The sequence below is a fragment of the Pasteurella oralis genome (assembly GCF_042681465.1).
GTDB classification, from domain to species: domain Bacteria; phylum Pseudomonadota; class Gammaproteobacteria; order Enterobacterales; family Pasteurellaceae; genus Pasteurella; species Pasteurella oralis.
The window spans coordinates 24,464-41,341 of the sequence record NZ_JBHUFP010000025.1 but is presented as its reverse complement, the minus strand read 5'-3'; the positions used below and the strand labels follow the sequence as shown (position 1 = coordinate 41,341).

Sequence of the window (16,878 nt, the reverse complement as noted above, 5' to 3'; positions counted from 1 at the left end):
AAAAGCTACAATCCACTGTATGAATTTAACAAAAAATGCCCGATTTTGACGAAAATGAAAATTTTTAAAGCTGAACAATGGAATTTAGATATTCTATTACCGCTCTTTGAGCAATATCGTCTTTCTCATGGAATGTCGGAAAATCCTGACCGCACTTTAGTCTTTTTGACTAATCGTATTCGTTTTAGTGAAAGCATTTTCTTTATTGCAGTTAATGAAAACCAGCAAGCACTTGGTTTCATTCAGCTCTATCCTCGTCTTTCTTCTCTTCAATTACAACGTTATTGGCAATTAACGGATATTTTTGTATTACCTGACTCAAATTACGCAGAAATTTATGCGGCGTTGATTGCAAAAGCAAAAGAGTTTGTACGTTATACACAATCCAAACGTTTAGTTGTCGAGCAAGGACAGCAGCAACAAACTATCTTAGAAGCAGAGGGATTCAAAATTAATCCAAAGAAAAGTATTTTTGAGTTGAGTTTATAATGCTTTCAACCTGTTTATTTAGCAAGATGAGAAAAGTATGCCTTCAGCTAAAGAATACCTTAATTTTGTTTTAGAACAACTATCTGATTTAGACGATATTCAATATCGGGCAATAATGGGTGAGTTTGTAATTTATTATCGTCAGAAAATTATTGGCGGGATTTATGACGATCGTTTTCTTATTAAACCGGTGAAATCCGCTATTTCAATGGTATTGAATCCTATTTATGAGTCGCCTTATGAAGGTGGCAAAGCAATGATTTTAGTTGAGGAAGTCGATGATAAAGTATTTTTAACTCAGTTAATTACCAAGATGTATGAAGAATTACCAGAACCAAAGAAAAAGAAGATAAAAAAATAAAAGTGTCGTTTGATTTATTTCATCCACAGAAGAAAAATGCAGCACTATATTAAACACCTTGATTCACAATTTCGATCTATCTTAAATGGTTATAAACCTATTGAACAACAAGCTAAGTTGGATGTTCAGCAGTTCAATCCTTCCTATCTTATTCCACTCGCCTATAGTGCTTATCAATCTGAATGTTATCAAACCCGAATGTATGCAGTTTTTCTATTTGGTTATCTGTCTTTAGAAGACGAGATTTTAGCTTTCTTGAAAAATGAAGTGGCTAAAGATGATAACTGGCGGGTACAAGAAGTATTAGCAAAAGCCTTTGATGAGTATTGTAAACGACGAGGTTATAAATATGCATTAGAAGTGATTGATAGTGGCTGCATTGTGAGATTGCAAATGTACGACGCGCAGTGACAGAAGGATTAAGGATTTGGACTGGACGTGATTATTTTAGGGATAATCCAACCGCAGCAATTAACCGATTAGCCGCTTTAAAAGAAGATACGAGTGAGTATGTCTGTAAGTCAGTGGGCAATGCATTACATGATATTAGTAAGAAATATCCTGATTTAATTAAGCAAGAGTTAGCCAGTTGGCAGTTAGAAAACAAAGAAATTAGACAAGTATATCAGTTGGCAAGTCGCTTTATTTAAGTAAAAGAGAAGCAGTGAATGTTTGCAAAGTTTCATTTTAATAAGGCAGATACGACTTCAGGGATCGCTTGCGGATTCGGGATTAAAATCTGTTTGTGTCGATTGAGTTCGCCTTTTTCTAATACAATACTACTTTTGGGTACTTTGAATGTTTTACTTAAAAACTTCAGTAGGTGTGCATTAGCTTGCCCGTCAATTGGTGGGGCTGTGATAGTGACTTTAAGTTCGTTGCCATGCAGTCCTATAATGTGATCTTTGCTGGCTTTGGGTTGTAAAAAGATCCGCAAGCGTAAGCTTTCACCATGTTTTTCTACTGCGAATGTTGTCACTATCACAAAACTCCTATAAAACTGACCGCACTTTTAATAGCTGGCTAATAACCAGTAAGCACCAAAGAGATCCAATAGTACTTTGTCCAAGAAAAACAATACAAAGGCTAATAGCATTGGTGAAAAATCAATCATTCCAGTATTGGGCAAAATACGTTGAATTGGGCTTAAAAGCGGCGCTGTCAATTGATGGAGCACAAATTGCATTGGATTGGGACCACGATTAAACCAACTCATAATTGCCCCGAGTAGTAGGATATAGAAAATAGCTTTACCACAAGTACGTACTAAAGTGAGCAAACCGACAAGTGCATAATCCAATATATCCGCGTTGCTAATAAAAAAATTACCGACTAAATGTGCTAATGGGAATTTGATACTAAATAGTAGAAAAGCAAAAATGAGCGCAGCCAAGTCAACATGCTTGACTGTAGGAATAAATGTGCGTAAAGGGGATAAAACAGGTTGAGTAATTTTAACTAAACCCTGTGAGAGCGGATTGTAGAAATCCACTCGGCTAAATTGAAACCAAGCGCGTAAAATTAAAATAAATCCGTACACATCAATCAGTGTAAAAATCAAAAGCTGTAATGAATTCATATGATGACCTTAAATTTATAACCAACCTTTACGTTTAAAATACCAATATGGGGCAAATGCAGCAAGTGCCATTAAACCTAACGCCATTGGATAGCCAAATTTTAAACCAAGTTCAGGCATCACTTCGAAGTTCATACCATAATTAGAAGCAACTAATGTTGGTGGCAGGAAAATCACCGACACAACCGAGAATATTTTGATAATACGGTTTTGTTCAATACTGATGAAACCCATTGCTGCTTGCATTAAGAAATTGACCCGCTGAAATAGGGATTCATTATGCGGTTGGAGGGATTCAATATCGCGTAAAATTTCACGTGCTTGTTCAAGCTGGTTTGCTGGTAAGCGTGTTTTACGAACTAAGAAACTTAATGCTCGTTGCGTATCCATCAAACATAAGCGTACTTTCGAACTTGCATCTTCTTGTTCAGTTAATGTCGCAAGTGCTTGATCAAACGCTTCGCCTTGTGTGCCATCTAAAATGACTCGGCTTAATTTTTCTAAATCAGAATATACAGTTTCGATAACATCTGCCAATTGCTCAATTTTGGTTTCAAATAAATCTAATAAAACTTCATAAGCATTGCATTCAATTAATCGTTGATTACGTGACCGCATACGATATAAACGGAAGGCAGGGAGTTCACGATCACGTAAAGTAAAAAGGCGGCCATCACGTACGGTAAAAGCCACGCTGGCTAAGTCAGCATAATCTTCTTCATCTTCACAATAAAAGAAAGAGTGAAGGTGCAAGCCATCTTCATCTTCAAAGAAACGTGCGGAAGCTTCGATATCTTCTAATTCAAGAAAGGTTGCAAGGCTTTGTCCTAGGCTTTCTTGTAAAATTTCGCGCTCTTCGCTAGTCGGTTCGAGAAGATCGAGCCAGATTGCATTATTGAGTTGAGTAGTTTCAGCTTCGTCAATGCGCACAAGGCGAGCGTCTTCAAGAGTGAAAGCATTAATCATTTTGTCATACTCCTTAATTGGATTATGAACAACGCAATGAACAAAAGAAATCAAACAAAAATCAGCTGTGATAGCAAAAGGATAATTCATTTTTCGTTTGATTATTAGTTATTGGTATTTCAATAACCATAAAAAGATGCCGAATAAAATGGTGTTAGAAATGATCTATCAGCGAACTTCGCTGATATAAAAGGCAACAGCGAAAGTTACAGTAAAAATATAATTCGGTATCGACTGTGACTGTCCAAAGTGTGTGTCCTCATATTACTAAATCGGGGCGAATGTTACGCTTGAAAGGCTGATTCGTCAAGGAATTATGTTCAGGTTTAAAGAATTATTCTCTGATTAAAATGAAAAAGGCGAACAATTATGTTCGCCTTTTCAGTAATTTATGCTTCTTTTGCTGGATATTCCCACCAAATATCGAATAATTGACTGATTTCGATCTGTTGTAGACCGTTTTTCTCTAACCATTCTTTTACTAAAGTGCGGTGGCTTTCATCACATTTTCCAAGTGCTTCTAGGCAAACTAAACCTTCCCAATGTAAGTAACCACTTCCTTCATAAGCTAAACCATTTGGCTGGATAACTTCACGAATAAAACGATCAACTACTTCATCAATTTGTTCAATGGCTGTACCTTCTGCGAATTGCCAATTCACTAAGAAGCCTAACTCTTGGAATTCGGCAAGGTGCATTTTTTTACGTTGTCTTCTGTTACGTTTGATCGCCATTTTCGATTCTCCTCTCTGTTGGCTGATAAATTTTTAAAAGTGTGGTATGTTTTTTATTTTTTAGTGAAATATAAATCCCACACACCATGACCTAAACGATGTCCGCGTTGTTCAAATTTCGTTAGTGGGCGAAATTCGGGACGAGGAATGTAATCATTTGTTATTGAAGTATTCTTTAACTCTTTGACTTGTTGTAGTACTGTCAACATATGCTCAGCATAGTTTTCCCAATCCGTCGCCATGTGAATAAATCCACCTTGAGCAAGTTTTTGGCTAATTTTTTCCACAAAATGCGTTTGTACAATTCGACGTTTATGATGTTTTGCTTTATGCCAAGGATCGGGGAAGAATAACTGTAGCCCAGCTAGACTATGATCTGCAATACAGTCACGTAAAATTTCAGTTGCGTCATGACAGATGACACGTAAGTTTTTGACGTCCTTTTCTACTGCATTCGCAATACAAGCTCCCACACCCGGCGTATGTACTTCAATACCTAGATAATTGAAATGAGGATTTTGGCGTGCCATTTCGACTAAAGAATGTCCCATGCCAAACCCAATCTCTAAAATCACTGGATTATCATTAGCATAAATTGATTTAAAATCAAAAAGTTGATTTTGGTGCTCTAAACCATAAAAGTGCCAATGTTGATTCATCGCATGTTTTTGAAACTCACTGAGACGACCAGTGCGTAAAACAAAACTGCGAATTTTACGTTTGTAGCGCCCATCTTCAGTAAACTCAGCAACTTCAACTGTTTTGCGTTTTTGATCAGCAAAAGTTGTTGATTGGACTAATTCTTGTTTATTAAATGACATATTTTTTGTTTATAATGACCAAATTTGCTGCGAATTATACGGCTTTTGCTGAAAAATACAAAGGTTGTGCAATTGCATGGTCAGCTTTGTTTTTATTTATGTTGGAGAAAGCTTATGAATATGTCGTCAAAATATCCAAAACCAATGATTTATTTACACTGGCTCACTTTACTTTGTGTTTTAGTCGCTTATTTTACTGGTGACTATCCACCTGCTGATGGATTGATTGGTGAGATTCATGTATTTAGCGGTCTATTATTAATATTATTATTTATTGCTCGTATTCCATTGCGCATTATTTATCGCGATGTGCTACCGCAGCATAATTTATCATTTTTACAGCATATTGCTGCACATTCGGTGCAAATGCTGTTATATCTTTGTATGTTGCTGACGCCGATTTTAGGTTATTTAACACTAACTGCCGATGTTGATGATTTCATGTTATTCGGTATGGCTTTACCTTATTTTAGTGTCGATATTGTTTTAGGCAAGGCACATCAACTATTCGCCAATAGTTTCATTGCATTAGCGGGACTACATGCAATTGCCGCATTATTTCATCACTTTATATTAAAAGATGGTGTGTTAAAAAGTATGTCACTACATTAATTTTGTGATAGGAAGAAAAGTGCACTCGATTTAGTCAGCATTTTTTAGCTAGTGCCGCTTGTGCTCATGGAATAAATCATCTAAAGTGGATTTTTTTATTTCGTATCACAATGGCTGAATAAAACGTCTATAATTTGCAACGCACTTTATTTGTAATTGATTATGCTTGCTCTATCCTCCCCTAATGCACCTTTTGCTCATGCGGTACTGAATTGGTACGCAAAATTTGGGCGTAAACATTTGCCTTGGCAACAAAATAAAAGCTTGTACGGCGTTTGGCTGTCTGAAGTGATGTTGCAACAAACACAAGTGACAACTGTGATTCCGTATTTTGAACGCTTTATAAAAACTTTTCCAAATGTGACTGCACTTGCTAATGCGCCTTTAGATGAAGTATTACATTTATGGACTGGGCTTGGTTACTATGCACGCGCTAGAAATTTACATAAAGCGGCACAGACTATTCGAGATCAGTATAATGGTGAATTTCCTACTGATTTTGAGCAAGTTTGGGCATTAACAGGTATAGGTAGAAGTACGGCTGGTGCGGTGTTATCTTCCTGTTTAAATGCGCCTTATCCTATTTTAGATGGGAATGTTAAACGTGTACTTTCCCGTTATTTTGCTATTTCAGGCTGGGCAGGCGAGAAAAAAATTGAGGAGCAGCTGTGGCAGCTCAGTGCGCAAGTTACCCCAACAGAACAGGTTGCAGATTTTAATCAGGCGATGATGGATATTGGAGCAATGGTTTGCACACGCAGCAAACCTAAATGTGATTTGTGCCCATTAAAAAGAACTTGTCAAGCAAATTTACAGCAAAATTGGCAAGATTACCCTGGTAAAAAGCCTAAGAAAACCTTACCTGAACGTAGCAGCTATTTTTTGATTTTAAACGCCAAAGGTAAAGTAGCATTAGAACAGCGAGAAAATTCTGGTATTTGGGGGGGCTTGTATTGCTTCCCACAATTTGAAAGCAAGCGAGACGTATTGGCTTTCTTACATAAGCAAGGAATTTCATACTATCAAGAATGGACAAGCTTCCGTCATACTTTTAGCCATTTTCATTTAGATATTTACCCTATTTATGCTGATATTGATATGCAAGACAGTATTCAAGATTGTTCTGATTGGAAAAAAGTCGCAGAAAATAAAAGAGAATATGAATCAAATGTATTAAGTAGGGTCAAATATTGGTATGATCCGCAAAATCCAGAACAAATTGGACTGGCAACGCCAGTAAAGAATTTATTAGTGCAATTTATAAGGAATTATTATGGCTAGAACCGTATTCTGTGAATATCTCAAACAAGAAGCTGATGGTTTAGATTTTCAACTGTATCCTGGTGAATTAGGTAAGCGTATTTTCGATTCTATCAGCAAACAAGCATGGGGTGAGTGGATGAAAAAACAGACTATGCTAGTGAATGAGAAAAAATTAAATATGATGAATGCGGAGCATAGAAAATTACTTGAACAAGAAATGGTAAGTTTCTTATTTGAAGGTAAAGATGTACATATTGAAGGTTATGTACCACCAGCGGAATAATCAACTATGAAAAAGTATATTATTTGTGCGTTAATTCCTTTTTTGTTTGCCTGTGGTGGTAGTTCGTCTTATAAAAGTTCAGAGTTTGATGAAGCCTTTGCAAAGGATACACGTGGTTTAGATATTTTGACTGGACAATTTTCCCATAATATTGATCGTATTTGGGGGGTGAATGAATTGCTTGTGGCAAGTCGCAAAGACTATGTGAAATATACAGATCGTTTTTATACACGTAGTCATGTGAGTTTTGATGAAGGTTTGATTACGGTTGAAACACAAAGTGATGTTCACCATTTACATAATGCGATTGTACATATTTTATTAATGGGTTCCGATGCGAATGGCATTGATCTTTTTGCATCAGGTGATGTACCGATTAGTTCTCGTCCTTTTTTAGTCGGACAGGTGATTGATCATTTAGGTGGTTCAATTACAAATACAACTATTGCAGGTAATTTTGCTTCATATTTAGTACAAAATAAGCTGCAAACACGCCGTTTAAGTAATGGTCATACTGTACAATATGTCGTAATTCCGATGATTGCTAACCACGTTGCAGTACGTGCACAAAAATATTTACCTTTAGTGCGTAAGATGGCACGTCGTTATAATATGGATGAGAGCTTAATTTTAGGTATTATGCAAACTGAATCAAGCTTCAACCCATATGCGATTAGTTATGCAAATGCAATTGGTTTGATGCAAGTCGTGCCAACAACAGCAGGACGAGATATTTTCAAAATGAAAGGGAAAGGTGGTCAGCCATCAAAATCCTATTTATTTGATCCAGAAAAAAATATTGATGCAGGGACGTCATATTTATGGCTACTACAAAATAAATATTTAGATGGTATCAACAATCCTACTTCAAAACGTTTTGCGATGATTTCTGCTTATAATAGTGGTGCGGGTGCGGTATTACGTGTGTTTGATCAAGACCGCGATGCGGCTATTGCTAAGATTAATAGCTTGTATCCAGAGCAAGTGTATCGAATTTTGACTACGAAACATCCATCTGCACAAGCAAGAAACTATTTATTAAAAGTAGATCAAGCCCAGAAAAGTTATCGCGTAAGAAAATAGCGCCAAATAAGGATGTAATCAGCTCACTTATCTGTCATGGTAGTGAGCATTTTTGTTATTTATTTTTAATAAAAAACATAAAAAATGAGCTGATTTGTGCTCTTTTTACACTTTTCGTTTGTTTAATATGCAACCGATTAAAAAAAAGTGATTTTTTTTAATTTAAGTGTTGACTTAAACCTGAAAAAAACGTTTAATACGCACCACTGATGAGTTGCCTCGATAGCTCAGTCGGTAGAGCAGGGGATTGAAAATCCCCGTGTCGGTGGTTCGATTCCGCCTCGAGGCACCACTATTCCTCCTTAGTTCAGTCGGTAGAACGGCGGACTGTTAATCCGTATGTCGCTGGTTCAAGTCCAGCAGGAGGAGCCAAATTTTTCAAGCCCGCTAATTAGGTTAGCGGGCTTTTTTATATATCGCTTATTACAATATATCTATTTTGAGGTTTTATTACCTCTCTTCTTCACAAACAATCTTCACTTTATTCCTAATATTTCATTTCTAGTGGATAGAACGCTTTTTATCAATATTCTGTTAAGATTAGCCATTGTTTATGTGTAATTAAATAGTATAAAAAATGTTTAAGATCAAATAAGAATAGTTATTGATTGTATTTTAAGCAAAATAAAAGCGTAAATTGATTCTAGATGTCTGAACTTGTGCCATATTTCTGTACAATTTTGACTACTTATTTTTGTAGTGGAAGTTAAGGGTGATATAGATCACATTTCTATATTTAATTATTTAAACAAGGAGTCTATATGGAAACAGTACAGCTTTGTTTGTATCTAATAGCGGCATATCTTATTTTTGCTAAGCCAGAGAAAGAAAAGATAGCATACCGAATTACCTGTTTAGTCGTGATGAGTGCATTTTTTGTGTTTTTTATGGCAACCAAAGGCATGCTTTTACCAGGTGTGAATTATTAGGCAGGGAGAGAACAACATGAATGAAAAAGCATTTAATAATATATTGAGCTTATCTGCGCTTGCCATTGTTGCTGTACTTGGTGTGGCTTCTTTTTATTTAGGATTCATCGATAAAGAATCGCCTTGTATTCTCTGTTGGGCACATCGTATGTTGATGATCGGTACTGTTATGTTTGCTTTTATGATTGTCAGATATGGACCAAAACCTAAATATGTCGGTTGGATTATCTTTATCGGTGTTTTTGGGATGTTTGCTGGTTTTAGGCATTCTTCGGGCAGTTTTGCTTGGGATATTCATCAAGGATGGTGGGCTGAAATTTTAGGCGCACATACTTATACTTGGCCAATCGTGATTCAAGGCGTTGTGTTAGTTTTTACGGCATTATTATTTTGGTTTACTCAAAATGTGTATAGTTTTGTTAGCCAATCCTATAAACCTTTAAGTCAGTTAACAAAAACAATAATGCTCATCTTCATGATTGTACTTGGTGGGAATATTGTACAAGCCTTTATGAGTACAGGTTTACCACCAAATATGGGCGTGGGTAATCCTGCACGATTATCATTTAATCCAGATTATTGGTATTGGACAACTGATAGTTGGAAACGCTTGAGTCGTCCGACAGCATTTCGTAATGCATGGGATGTAGAGCAACCAGATTTACCAAGCCAGCCTGCGACTAAATTACAATTTACACTTGATTCAACACAAGCCCCATTAATAGCAACAAATAAACTTGTTGTGCATAAGCAGGATATGATCGAAGTGCCACTTAATGCGCCAGCAACAGATATTGCATTTAACGGTAAAGATAAGTACTTCATTACAACAGAGAAATGGGGTTTGTATTTAGTGGATAGTACATTAAGTGAAGTAAAACGTTTTGCTGTGTTAGATCACTTAAATGGTGCTAATGGTCGAGTGCCTGTAGGGAGCGCATTTTTCAGTGAAACTGAATTTGGCGTTTTGGGTTGGAATAAAATTTTTGTCTTTTTTAAAGAAGATGATACTCGTACTGCGAAACAAAATTTTCCTAGTTTTATTGAGGGGTTAGATCAATATACTGTGACTGCACGAGGGGCTTATAATACAGTTCGAGCTCGTATGTTACATGTGTTATCTATGGCTTATTTACCAGAAAATAACAGTGTGTATTCTGCAACAGTGCCGAATACGAAGCATAAAAAATTAATCATTTCTCGTTTTGATAAAAAAGACAATTTGCTCTCTGAAGAATTCGTGCCTAGTGTAAAAGAAGGCATTATGATGCGCAAAGATACTAATTTAGCGGATTATTACATTACAGGATTAGTTGCACATGAAGGTGCGTTATATGCCGTAAGTAAACAATTTTCTCAAGTATTAAAAATTGATCCAATGAGTAAGCAGATTACGCAAGTTTATGAGTTTAGTGGTATTGCAAATCCACAAGGTATTACATTTAATAATGGGATTATGCAAATTCTGAGTTATGAGCAAGGAAAAAATATCCTATACTCATTAGCTGAGTAAGAGTGTTTTAGTTTAATAAGTAAGCAAAAGCGAAGTGAAAGGATTTCTCTTCGCTTTTTTGTTGCTGGCTTATATTTTGTGAATTTTTCTTTCACTCTAAAAAAGCAACAGTTATGTTTTATTTTCTGCAAAATTGTTTTAGGGTCAATATAAGATCTTATGCTTTACTGCTGAAATTGAATTGAAACAATACGCTGGTCAAAGTAATTTTTTCCCCAAGTTGTTAGATAGAGGCATTTGACCCACCAAGGATAACGATTTTTACAGATATCACTTAAGTAATATGTTGTTATCGTATTTATTTTAGCATGCCATTTTTTTATTCTCTGAGTATCATTAATAGTCCAAAGAAATTCAGGTCGTTCCTTATCATTCATATTTTTAAGCGCATCATGTTGTTTTGCTCGACCAGCAGCTATGACAGGCACAATATCAAAGATCACTGTGGCATTCGGTAACTTTTCTGCTACTGTAGCTAGAAAGCTTTTCACTTCAGTTTCTGTGAAGTACATCAACACACCTTCAATAATTAATAAGACAGGTTTATTGTGCGCAGAAACAATTTGCATCCAGTCAGTATTAAATAACGAGTCCTCTAAATAGATATTGTTATTTTCAGGGAGTAATTGCCGCCGTATTGCGATGACTTCAGGTAAATCCAAATCGTACCAAGCGGTAATTTGTGGTTGATTTAAACGCTCAAAACGTGCATCTAAACCTGCGCCAAGTTGAACGACAACGGCATCTGGATGTTGCTGGATAAATTCCAATGTTTTTTGATCAAATAGCTTTGTACGACTACAACATCCAATTTGTGATAAACGTGCAGATGTAAATTTATTGAAATCATAATCAATCAATTGCAACATTCTGACTGCTTCTGCATCTTTTAGTAAGGAATTTGGTCGTTCGTATTCTACCGCTTTTGCCCATAACGGAATTAATAATGTAGAGGAAAGACCAGAAATTTTATGGGGAGAAATTTTACTGTTCATTGTCGTCCTTTATTTATTAATGAGAATTATTCGCAAAAAATAATAACAAATATTGATTAAAAAATGAAATATTATTCAATTTAGTTTTAAGGATTTTATTCGAGGGTTGTGTTTTTAAGGAGGAAAACAAGGAAATCGTTTTGTGTATTGGATGTTTAAGCTATTTGCTGAGAAGCATTCGATCCTAATACCTTATTAGGATCGAATGATGGGCTGTGTTGGCTACAGTAATGTTATGGTGCAGATACCGTATTAATCGCATTTGCTATTTCATGGTCACTGTAAATTGATTTGACGACTTCGTTAAATGTTTCTCCTAAGATTTTTTGGATTTCAGGATTTTTGGCAGAGAATGCACCCGCATAGGTACGATTAGCATTGATATTTTTGCTAAATTGTCCTTTTGCACCTTGCACGTGAATAGTGATCTCAACTTTGCTATCAATGTTATAACGTAAATTGCCTTGTTCTACGTTTGCATAAAAAGCACGTACATCCACTGTAACAGCAGCATTTGAATTTTGGGCAGTACCAATACGGAAACCTTTACTGATTAAATCTTGTTGTTCAGCTTGTTGGAAAAGCTGTGCGACACTTGGGGTTGCTGATAGCTTGATTAATTTACCGTCAGCAACATAGCTAGAAACTTCAGTTTGAGGGCGGCTATCGCGAACTGTTACAAAAACGACCGCACTTTGATTAATCGTCATTGCTGCTGTTGGTGCAGGAGGAGTGAAAGTTAGCGTTGATGGTAGTGTTTGGCAAGCAGTGAGTAACACACTACTGGCAATAAGTGCGCTAAGTGATAAAGTTTTACGTAGTTTCATAATGTCCTCGTGAGATAAAAAGGGGCTGATGGCTTAGACAGTTGAGTATAAAAATTAATTCACATTATTCTTGCAAAGTTAGGTACGAATGTATAGCCTTTATGCCTTAAATTTATTTATGTAGTGAGAAAAAATAGATGTCAAAACAACAAGCATTGATTGCTCGATTATCGCAAGAATTTGTACCGCACTTTTTACATGTTGAAAATGAAAGTCACATGCATAGTTCAGGACGTGGTACAGATTCGCATTTTAAAGTTGTGTTAGTGAGCGATCACTTTGATGGATTAACTAAAGTTGCTCGTCACCGCAAAGTGTATCAATTTTTAGCTGAAGATTTGCAAAATGGTATCCATGCCCTAGCTTTACATTTGTATAACAAAGCGGAATGGCAAGCACAGAATGAAACTTTTCCTAACTCACCAAATTGTCTTGGTGTTGGGCAATAAAAGTACCGATAAAAAGACCGCACTTTTGCGATATGATGTGTAAAAGTGCGGTCCTTTTTTAGAAAGTTTTGTTCAGTGGTTTAGTATTCTTTTGATTTTTCTTTATCTACAACGACAGGATCAACGTAGTAGAATTCAGGAAGTTCTTCTTTTTTCAATTTTTTCAAAATACTATCAATCGCAACAGCGACTTGTTTTTTAGGTAGCTGGTCAATAGTATTTTGCATTTTACCTTGTTTAACATAGTCAATTGCGAGTGGAATACCATCATAACCTGCGACAAGAACTTTTCCAGCTAATCCTGCGTTTTCAATTGCGGTGACTGCACCAATCGCCATATTATCATTAGCAGCAAAAATTCCCTTGATATTTGGATGAGCAGTTAAAATATTTGTTGTAACATTAAGTGCTTGCTCTGTTTCCCAGTTAGCAGATTGGGAAGCAACTACTTTAATATTTTGTGCTTCAGCAAATGCTTTAAGCGCACCTGCTTTGCGTTGCTCACCATTATCTACACCAGGAATGCCTTCTAAAATAGCCACATCACCTGTGTTATTTAATGCTTCTGTCAGATTTTTTGCAGCTAAATAACCACCATGGAAATTATCTACACCGACGTAATTAAATTTTAATCCCGCTTTCTTGGTTGCTTTTTCATCTAAGCGGACATCCAAATCAATGATTGGAATTCCCGCTTTTTCTGCTTTTTGAAAAGCAGGAATAAATGCAATAGAGTCATTTGGAGTAACAATGATTCCATCGACTTTTTTAGCGATCATATTTTCTACTAAGCCTACAAGCTGTTCAGTCGAATCTTCTTTTTCAGCGACTTGCACAATAAGATCAATATTGACTTCTTTCGCTTTTTCTTCGGCACCTTGTCGCATAGTGATAAAGTATTCATTACTTAGGGTTTTCATGAGTAATGCAATTTGCGGTTTTTCAGCAGCTAAGGCGGAACTTGATAATGCGATGAGTAATGCAGTTGCAGTTATCGTTTTTTTGAAAAGTTGTGACGCCATTATCTATCTCCTCTAAGAGTGAATCAGGAAGTTTCAGTATAGACAGATTAAAATTTTCAAACCGTGACTTCTTTCACATTTTTTATACTCTGTTTAAATTATGCTATGAATTGAAAGTCAATAAAGTGTGGATTTATTTTATGAAACATAAAAATTGCATCTTGAAGCTGAGAGATATTGATAAAAGTTTTTTTGGTGTGCCGATTCTAAAGAAGATAGATATGGACATTTATGCAGGTGAAGTGCATTGCCTTGTGGGGGAAAATGGTGCAGGAAAATCCACTTTATGCAAGATTATTGCTGGTATCTATTCTTTTGAGCAGGGCGAAATGTTGTTTGAGGGACAACCTTATCTGCCACAAAGTGTGAAAGAGGCACAGGCACTGGGTATTGGGTTTATTCATCAAGAATTGATGTTAGTGCCCCAATTATCTGTACTAGAAAATATTTTTCTGGGTAATGAAAAAGCGACATTTTGTGGAAAAATGGATTGGGCTGTTATGCGACAGAAAACGCAACAAATTATTAGTGAGTTAGAGCTAGATATTGACCCTGATGCTAAAGTTGCAGATTTATCTATTGCTCAACAACAAATGGTCGAAATTGCGAAAGCCGTTTTTAGTGAATACAAAGTGATTATTTTTGATGAACCTACCTCTTCTATCTCGCGAAAAAATACGCAAACCCTTTTTAAAATTATCCATCAGTTAAAAGAAAAAGATGTGGCAATGATTTATATCTCCCATCGTTTGGAAGAATTTAAGTTTATTGCGGACAGGGTTACTGTGCTACGAGATGGTCAATTAACTGGCACAATGGCTTATCGTGAAACATCACCAGATGAAATTGTGAAATTAATGGTGGGGCGTGAAATTAGTTTTTCGCAATATCAGCGTAATTATATTCCGACGAGGGAAACGTTAAGTGTCGAGAATTTGACCAATAAACATATTAAACCCGCCTCTTTTGTTTTACGTGAAGGGGAAATTCTTGGCTTTGCAGGTTTAGTTGGTGCTGGACGGACAGAGTTATTAAGGGCAATTTTTGGTGCTGATGAGGCACAAGGGACAATTTCTGTTTTTGGACAGGAGGTGAGGATTCGCTCTCCTGAGGAGGCAGTTAAACATAAGATTGGTTTTATTACAGAAGATCGAAAACAACAAGGCTTAGTATTAGGGCTTAGCATTAGAGAAAATATTACATTGCCAATTTTAAAACGTTTTTGGAATGGTCTTTTTTTAAATAAAGCGCTGGAGCGTCAAGTGGCTGAAGAGAATCGGCAAAAACTGCGAATTGCCTCTCAGAGTCAAGAACAAACCAGTAAAACACTTTCTGGTGGGAATCAACAAAAAGTGATCATTGCACGTTGGTTAGAAAGTGGCGTTAAGATTCTGTTTTTTGATGAACCGACACGAGGTATTGATGTGGGGGCAAAATCTGAAATTTATGACTTAATGCGCCAATTTACGAATGAAGGTGGTTCTATTGTGATGGTTTCTTCAGACTTACCTGAGTTAATTACGATGTCTGATAGAGTGATTGTGATGCGACAAGGAGCAATTGTTAAAGAAGTGACCGATAAAGCAGATATTTCAGAAGAAAATTTAATGCGTTTAATGATAGGTGTGGATGAGTAGGTGTGCTATGACAAGTTTAAGAAAAGTCTTTTCAAAATTAGGAATCGGCATCATTTTGCTGCTTATGATTATCGGTATGTCTTTTAGTTCCGATGTTTTTTTATCTGCGAATAACATAATGAATATTTTATTGCAGGTATCTATCATTTGTGTGATTTCTGTGGGGATGACTTATGTGATTTTAACGGGGGGAATTGATTTATCTGTAGGCTCTATTGTGGCGTTAAGTGCGGTGTGTTTAGGCGTATTTACACATTGGGGGATGGACTGGTTAGGTGAAGAACCTTCAAGTTTTGCTGTGTTGTGTGTGGTTATAGGTGCTGTTTTAGCTGCTATTTTTGTTGGGATACTCTGTGGTTATGTAAATGGACTGGTGATTGTTTATGGTAAAGTTACGCCTTTTATAACAACATTGGGCATGATGGGGATTGCTAGAGGATTAGCTTTAACTATTTCAGATGGGAAAACAATTTATAATTTTCCAGAAGCATTACGTTTTTTAGGAAATGGACGTATTGCATTGACAGAAACATTTGCGATCCCTATCCCTGTAATTATTGCGTTAATTGTTGTACTAGTCAGTTTTTATGTACTGACTCAAACTGTATTTGGGCGGCAAATTTATGCATTAGGTGGTAATCGTGAAGCCGTTCGATTGTCAGGGATTAATATTGAGAAACTTGAAATTAAAGCCTATGTAATTAATGGTGCTTTAGCCGCGATTGGTGCGGTTATTTTAGTGGGGCGTTTGAATGCGGCACAGCCTATTGCTGGTAATGGCTATGAGTTAGATGCAATTGCTGCAACGGTTATTGGTGGAACGAGTTTAATAGGCGGTGTAGGCTCGGTGATTAGTACCTCTATCGGTGCACTAATTATGGGGGTATTACAAAATGGGTTGACATTGTTAAATGTGACTTCATATTTGCAGCGTTTAATTATCGGTCTAGTCATTATTTTAGCGGTTTTCTTAGATCAACTTCGTCGTGGTGAAATATCTACTCAACGTTTAAAACGTTTATTTTTTAGAGAATAGTTTTGTGTAATTCAAACTTTTGCGCATGAGCCTAGTTAATTGTTTTAATTTAACTAGGCTTTATTTTGTGTACTATTTTTAAACTGAATTAAATGCTGTTACGGTGATCGTTATTTCGTTCATGCATAATACTACACAATAAAATTATGTTTACTAAGCTAACACTTTATGAGTAATTGTGACTTACCCTATAAGAGCAAAATTTGACATCGTTCAAAAAAATCACTTTTTTTAGCTAAAAATAACGAAAAACAGAGTGTGGAAGTGGCACCAAAGTTA

General features: G+C 36.2%; 21 protein-coding genes and 2 tRNA genes. 15 read left to right on the top strand and 8 right to left on the bottom strand.

The window, feature by feature from the left end:
- Positions 1-54: 54 nt before the first annotated feature.
- From ACFSAV_RS09580 to ACFSAV_RS09565, 4 genes are read left to right on the top strand one after another with little or no spacing between them, the layout of a single operon-like run.
- Positions 55-489 carry a GNAT family N-acetyltransferase gene (locus ACFSAV_RS09580; RefSeq protein ID WP_379098981.1) on the top strand — a complete coding sequence of 145 codons (435 nt, stop codon included), beginning with the start codon at positions 55-57 and terminating at the stop codon, positions 487-489.
- Between the two features lie 37 nt (positions 490-526).
- On the top strand, positions 527-850 hold the full coding sequence (locus ACFSAV_RS09575) for a TfoX/Sxy family protein (protein ID WP_379098978.1): 324 nt from the start codon (positions 527-529) through the stop codon (positions 848-850).
- A gap of 36 nt (positions 851-886) precedes the next feature.
- Positions 887-1,261 carry a hypothetical protein gene (locus tag ACFSAV_RS09570; protein WP_379098975.1) on the top strand — a complete coding sequence of 125 codons (375 nt, stop codon included), beginning with the start codon at positions 887-889 and terminating at the stop codon, positions 1,259-1,261.
- Entirely contained in the window at positions 1,258-1,500 is a 243-nt protein-coding gene (locus tag ACFSAV_RS09565; protein ID WP_379098973.1) for a hypothetical protein, read from the top strand. The genes ACFSAV_RS09570 and ACFSAV_RS09565 overlap by 4 nt, the downstream gene beginning before the upstream one ends.
- 32 nt (positions 1,501-1,532) lie before the next feature.
- On the opposite strand, the gene yggU is transcribed toward ACFSAV_RS09565, so the two are convergent.
- The 5 genes from yggU to trmB form a co-directional block, all read right to left on the bottom strand.
- Complete coding sequence (gene yggU / locus ACFSAV_RS09560) at positions 1,533-1,829, bottom strand: DUF167 family protein YggU (protein WP_379098970.1); 297 nt, start codon at positions 1,827-1,829, stop codon at positions 1,533-1,535.
- 33 nt (positions 1,830-1,862) lie between these two features.
- Positions 1,863-2,429, bottom strand: a complete 567-nt coding sequence (locus tag ACFSAV_RS09555; protein ID WP_379098967.1) for a YggT family protein — start codon at positions 2,427-2,429, stop codon at positions 1,863-1,865.
- Between the two features lie 15 nt (positions 2,430-2,444).
- Entirely contained in the window at positions 2,445-3,395 is a 951-nt protein-coding gene (corA, locus tag ACFSAV_RS09550) for a magnesium/cobalt transporter CorA (RefSeq protein ID WP_379098964.1), read from the bottom strand.
- A gap of 389 nt (positions 3,396-3,784) precedes the next feature.
- Positions 3,785-4,129, bottom strand: a complete 345-nt coding sequence (locus ACFSAV_RS09545) for a YggL family protein (RefSeq protein ID WP_049214836.1) — start codon at positions 4,127-4,129, stop codon at positions 3,785-3,787.
- Between the two features lie 53 nt (positions 4,130-4,182).
- Positions 4,183-4,950 carry a tRNA (guanosine(46)-N7)-methyltransferase TrmB gene (trmB, locus tag ACFSAV_RS09540; protein WP_379098960.1) on the bottom strand — a complete coding sequence of 256 codons (768 nt, stop codon included), beginning with the start codon at positions 4,948-4,950 and terminating at the stop codon, positions 4,183-4,185.
- A gap of 114 nt (positions 4,951-5,064) precedes the next feature.
- Here trmB and ACFSAV_RS09535 point away from each other — a divergent pair, with 114 nt between their 5' ends.
- The 8 genes from ACFSAV_RS09535 to ACFSAV_RS09500 all read left to right on the top strand — a co-directional run bounded on the left by ACFSAV_RS09535 (position 5,065) and on the right by ACFSAV_RS09500 (position 10,633).
- Positions 5,065-5,562, top strand: a complete 498-nt coding sequence (locus ACFSAV_RS09535; RefSeq protein WP_379098957.1) for a cytochrome b — start codon at positions 5,065-5,067, stop codon at positions 5,560-5,562.
- Between the two features lie 162 nt (positions 5,563-5,724).
- A complete protein-coding gene (mutY, locus tag ACFSAV_RS09530) occupies positions 5,725-6,843 on the top strand; it encodes an A/G-specific adenine glycosylase (RefSeq protein WP_379098954.1) in 1,119 nt (372 codons plus the stop codon).
- Positions 6,836-7,108, top strand: coding sequence for an oxidative damage protection protein (locus tag ACFSAV_RS09525; protein ID WP_379098951.1), 273 nt, complete (start codon positions 6,836-6,838; stop codon positions 7,106-7,108). Before mutY ends, ACFSAV_RS09525 begins: the two co-directional genes overlap by 8 nt.
- Positions 7,109-7,114: 6 nt before the next feature.
- Positions 7,115-8,191 carry a membrane-bound lytic murein transglycosylase MltC gene (gene mltC / locus ACFSAV_RS09520; RefSeq protein WP_379098948.1) on the top strand — a complete coding sequence of 359 codons (1,077 nt, stop codon included), beginning with the start codon at positions 7,115-7,117 and terminating at the stop codon, positions 8,189-8,191.
- Between the two features lie 216 nt (positions 8,192-8,407).
- A tRNA-Phe gene (locus ACFSAV_RS09515) sits at positions 8,408-8,483 on the top strand.
- 4 nt (positions 8,484-8,487) lie between these two features.
- A tRNA-Asn gene (locus ACFSAV_RS09510) sits at positions 8,488-8,563 on the top strand.
- 389 nt (positions 8,564-8,952) lie between these two features.
- Positions 8,953-9,120 carry a hypothetical protein gene (locus tag ACFSAV_RS09505; RefSeq protein ID WP_167383040.1) on the top strand — a complete coding sequence of 56 codons (168 nt, stop codon included), beginning with the start codon at positions 8,953-8,955 and terminating at the stop codon, positions 9,118-9,120.
- A gap of 16 nt (positions 9,121-9,136) precedes the next feature.
- A complete protein-coding gene (locus tag ACFSAV_RS09500; RefSeq protein ID WP_379098945.1) occupies positions 9,137-10,633 on the top strand; it encodes a disulfide bond formation protein B in 1,497 nt (498 codons plus the stop codon).
- 164 nt (positions 10,634-10,797) lie between these two features.
- On the opposite strand, the gene ACFSAV_RS09495 is transcribed toward ACFSAV_RS09500, so the two are convergent.
- Together ACFSAV_RS09495 and ACFSAV_RS09490 are read right to left on the bottom strand one after the other, a co-directional pair.
- Positions 10,798-11,628 (bottom strand): class I SAM-dependent methyltransferase, encoded by an 831-nt coding sequence (locus ACFSAV_RS09495; RefSeq protein WP_379098942.1) that lies wholly within the window; start codon positions 11,626-11,628, stop codon positions 10,798-10,800.
- A 233-nt stretch (positions 11,629-11,861) separates the two neighbouring features.
- Positions 11,862-12,455, bottom strand: coding sequence for a YajG family lipoprotein (locus tag ACFSAV_RS09490; protein WP_379098939.1), 594 nt, complete (start codon positions 12,453-12,455; stop codon positions 11,862-11,864).
- Between the two features lie 137 nt (positions 12,456-12,592).
- Between ACFSAV_RS09490 and ACFSAV_RS09485 the strand changes: the two genes are divergently transcribed.
- Positions 12,593-12,904: a BolA family protein gene (locus tag ACFSAV_RS09485; RefSeq protein ID WP_379098936.1), complete on the top strand. Its 312-nt coding sequence runs from the start codon at positions 12,593-12,595 to the stop codon at positions 12,902-12,904.
- Between the two features lie 80 nt (positions 12,905-12,984).
- Here ACFSAV_RS09485 and ACFSAV_RS09480 read toward each other — a convergent pair whose 3' ends face one another.
- Entirely contained in the window at positions 12,985-13,926 is a 942-nt protein-coding gene (locus ACFSAV_RS09480; RefSeq protein WP_379098933.1) for a sugar ABC transporter substrate-binding protein, read from the bottom strand.
- A gap of 140 nt (positions 13,927-14,066) precedes the next feature.
- On the opposite strand from ACFSAV_RS09480, the gene ACFSAV_RS09475 reads away from it, so the two are divergent.
- Positions 14,067-15,563, top strand: coding sequence for a sugar ABC transporter ATP-binding protein (locus ACFSAV_RS09475; protein ID WP_379098930.1), 1,497 nt, complete (start codon positions 14,067-14,069; stop codon positions 15,561-15,563).
- A gap of 7 nt (positions 15,564-15,570) precedes the next feature.
- On the top strand, positions 15,571-16,599 hold the full coding sequence (locus ACFSAV_RS09470; protein ID WP_379098927.1) for an ABC transporter permease: 1,029 nt from the start codon (positions 15,571-15,573) through the stop codon (positions 16,597-16,599).
- Positions 16,600-16,878 lie beyond the last annotated feature (279 nt).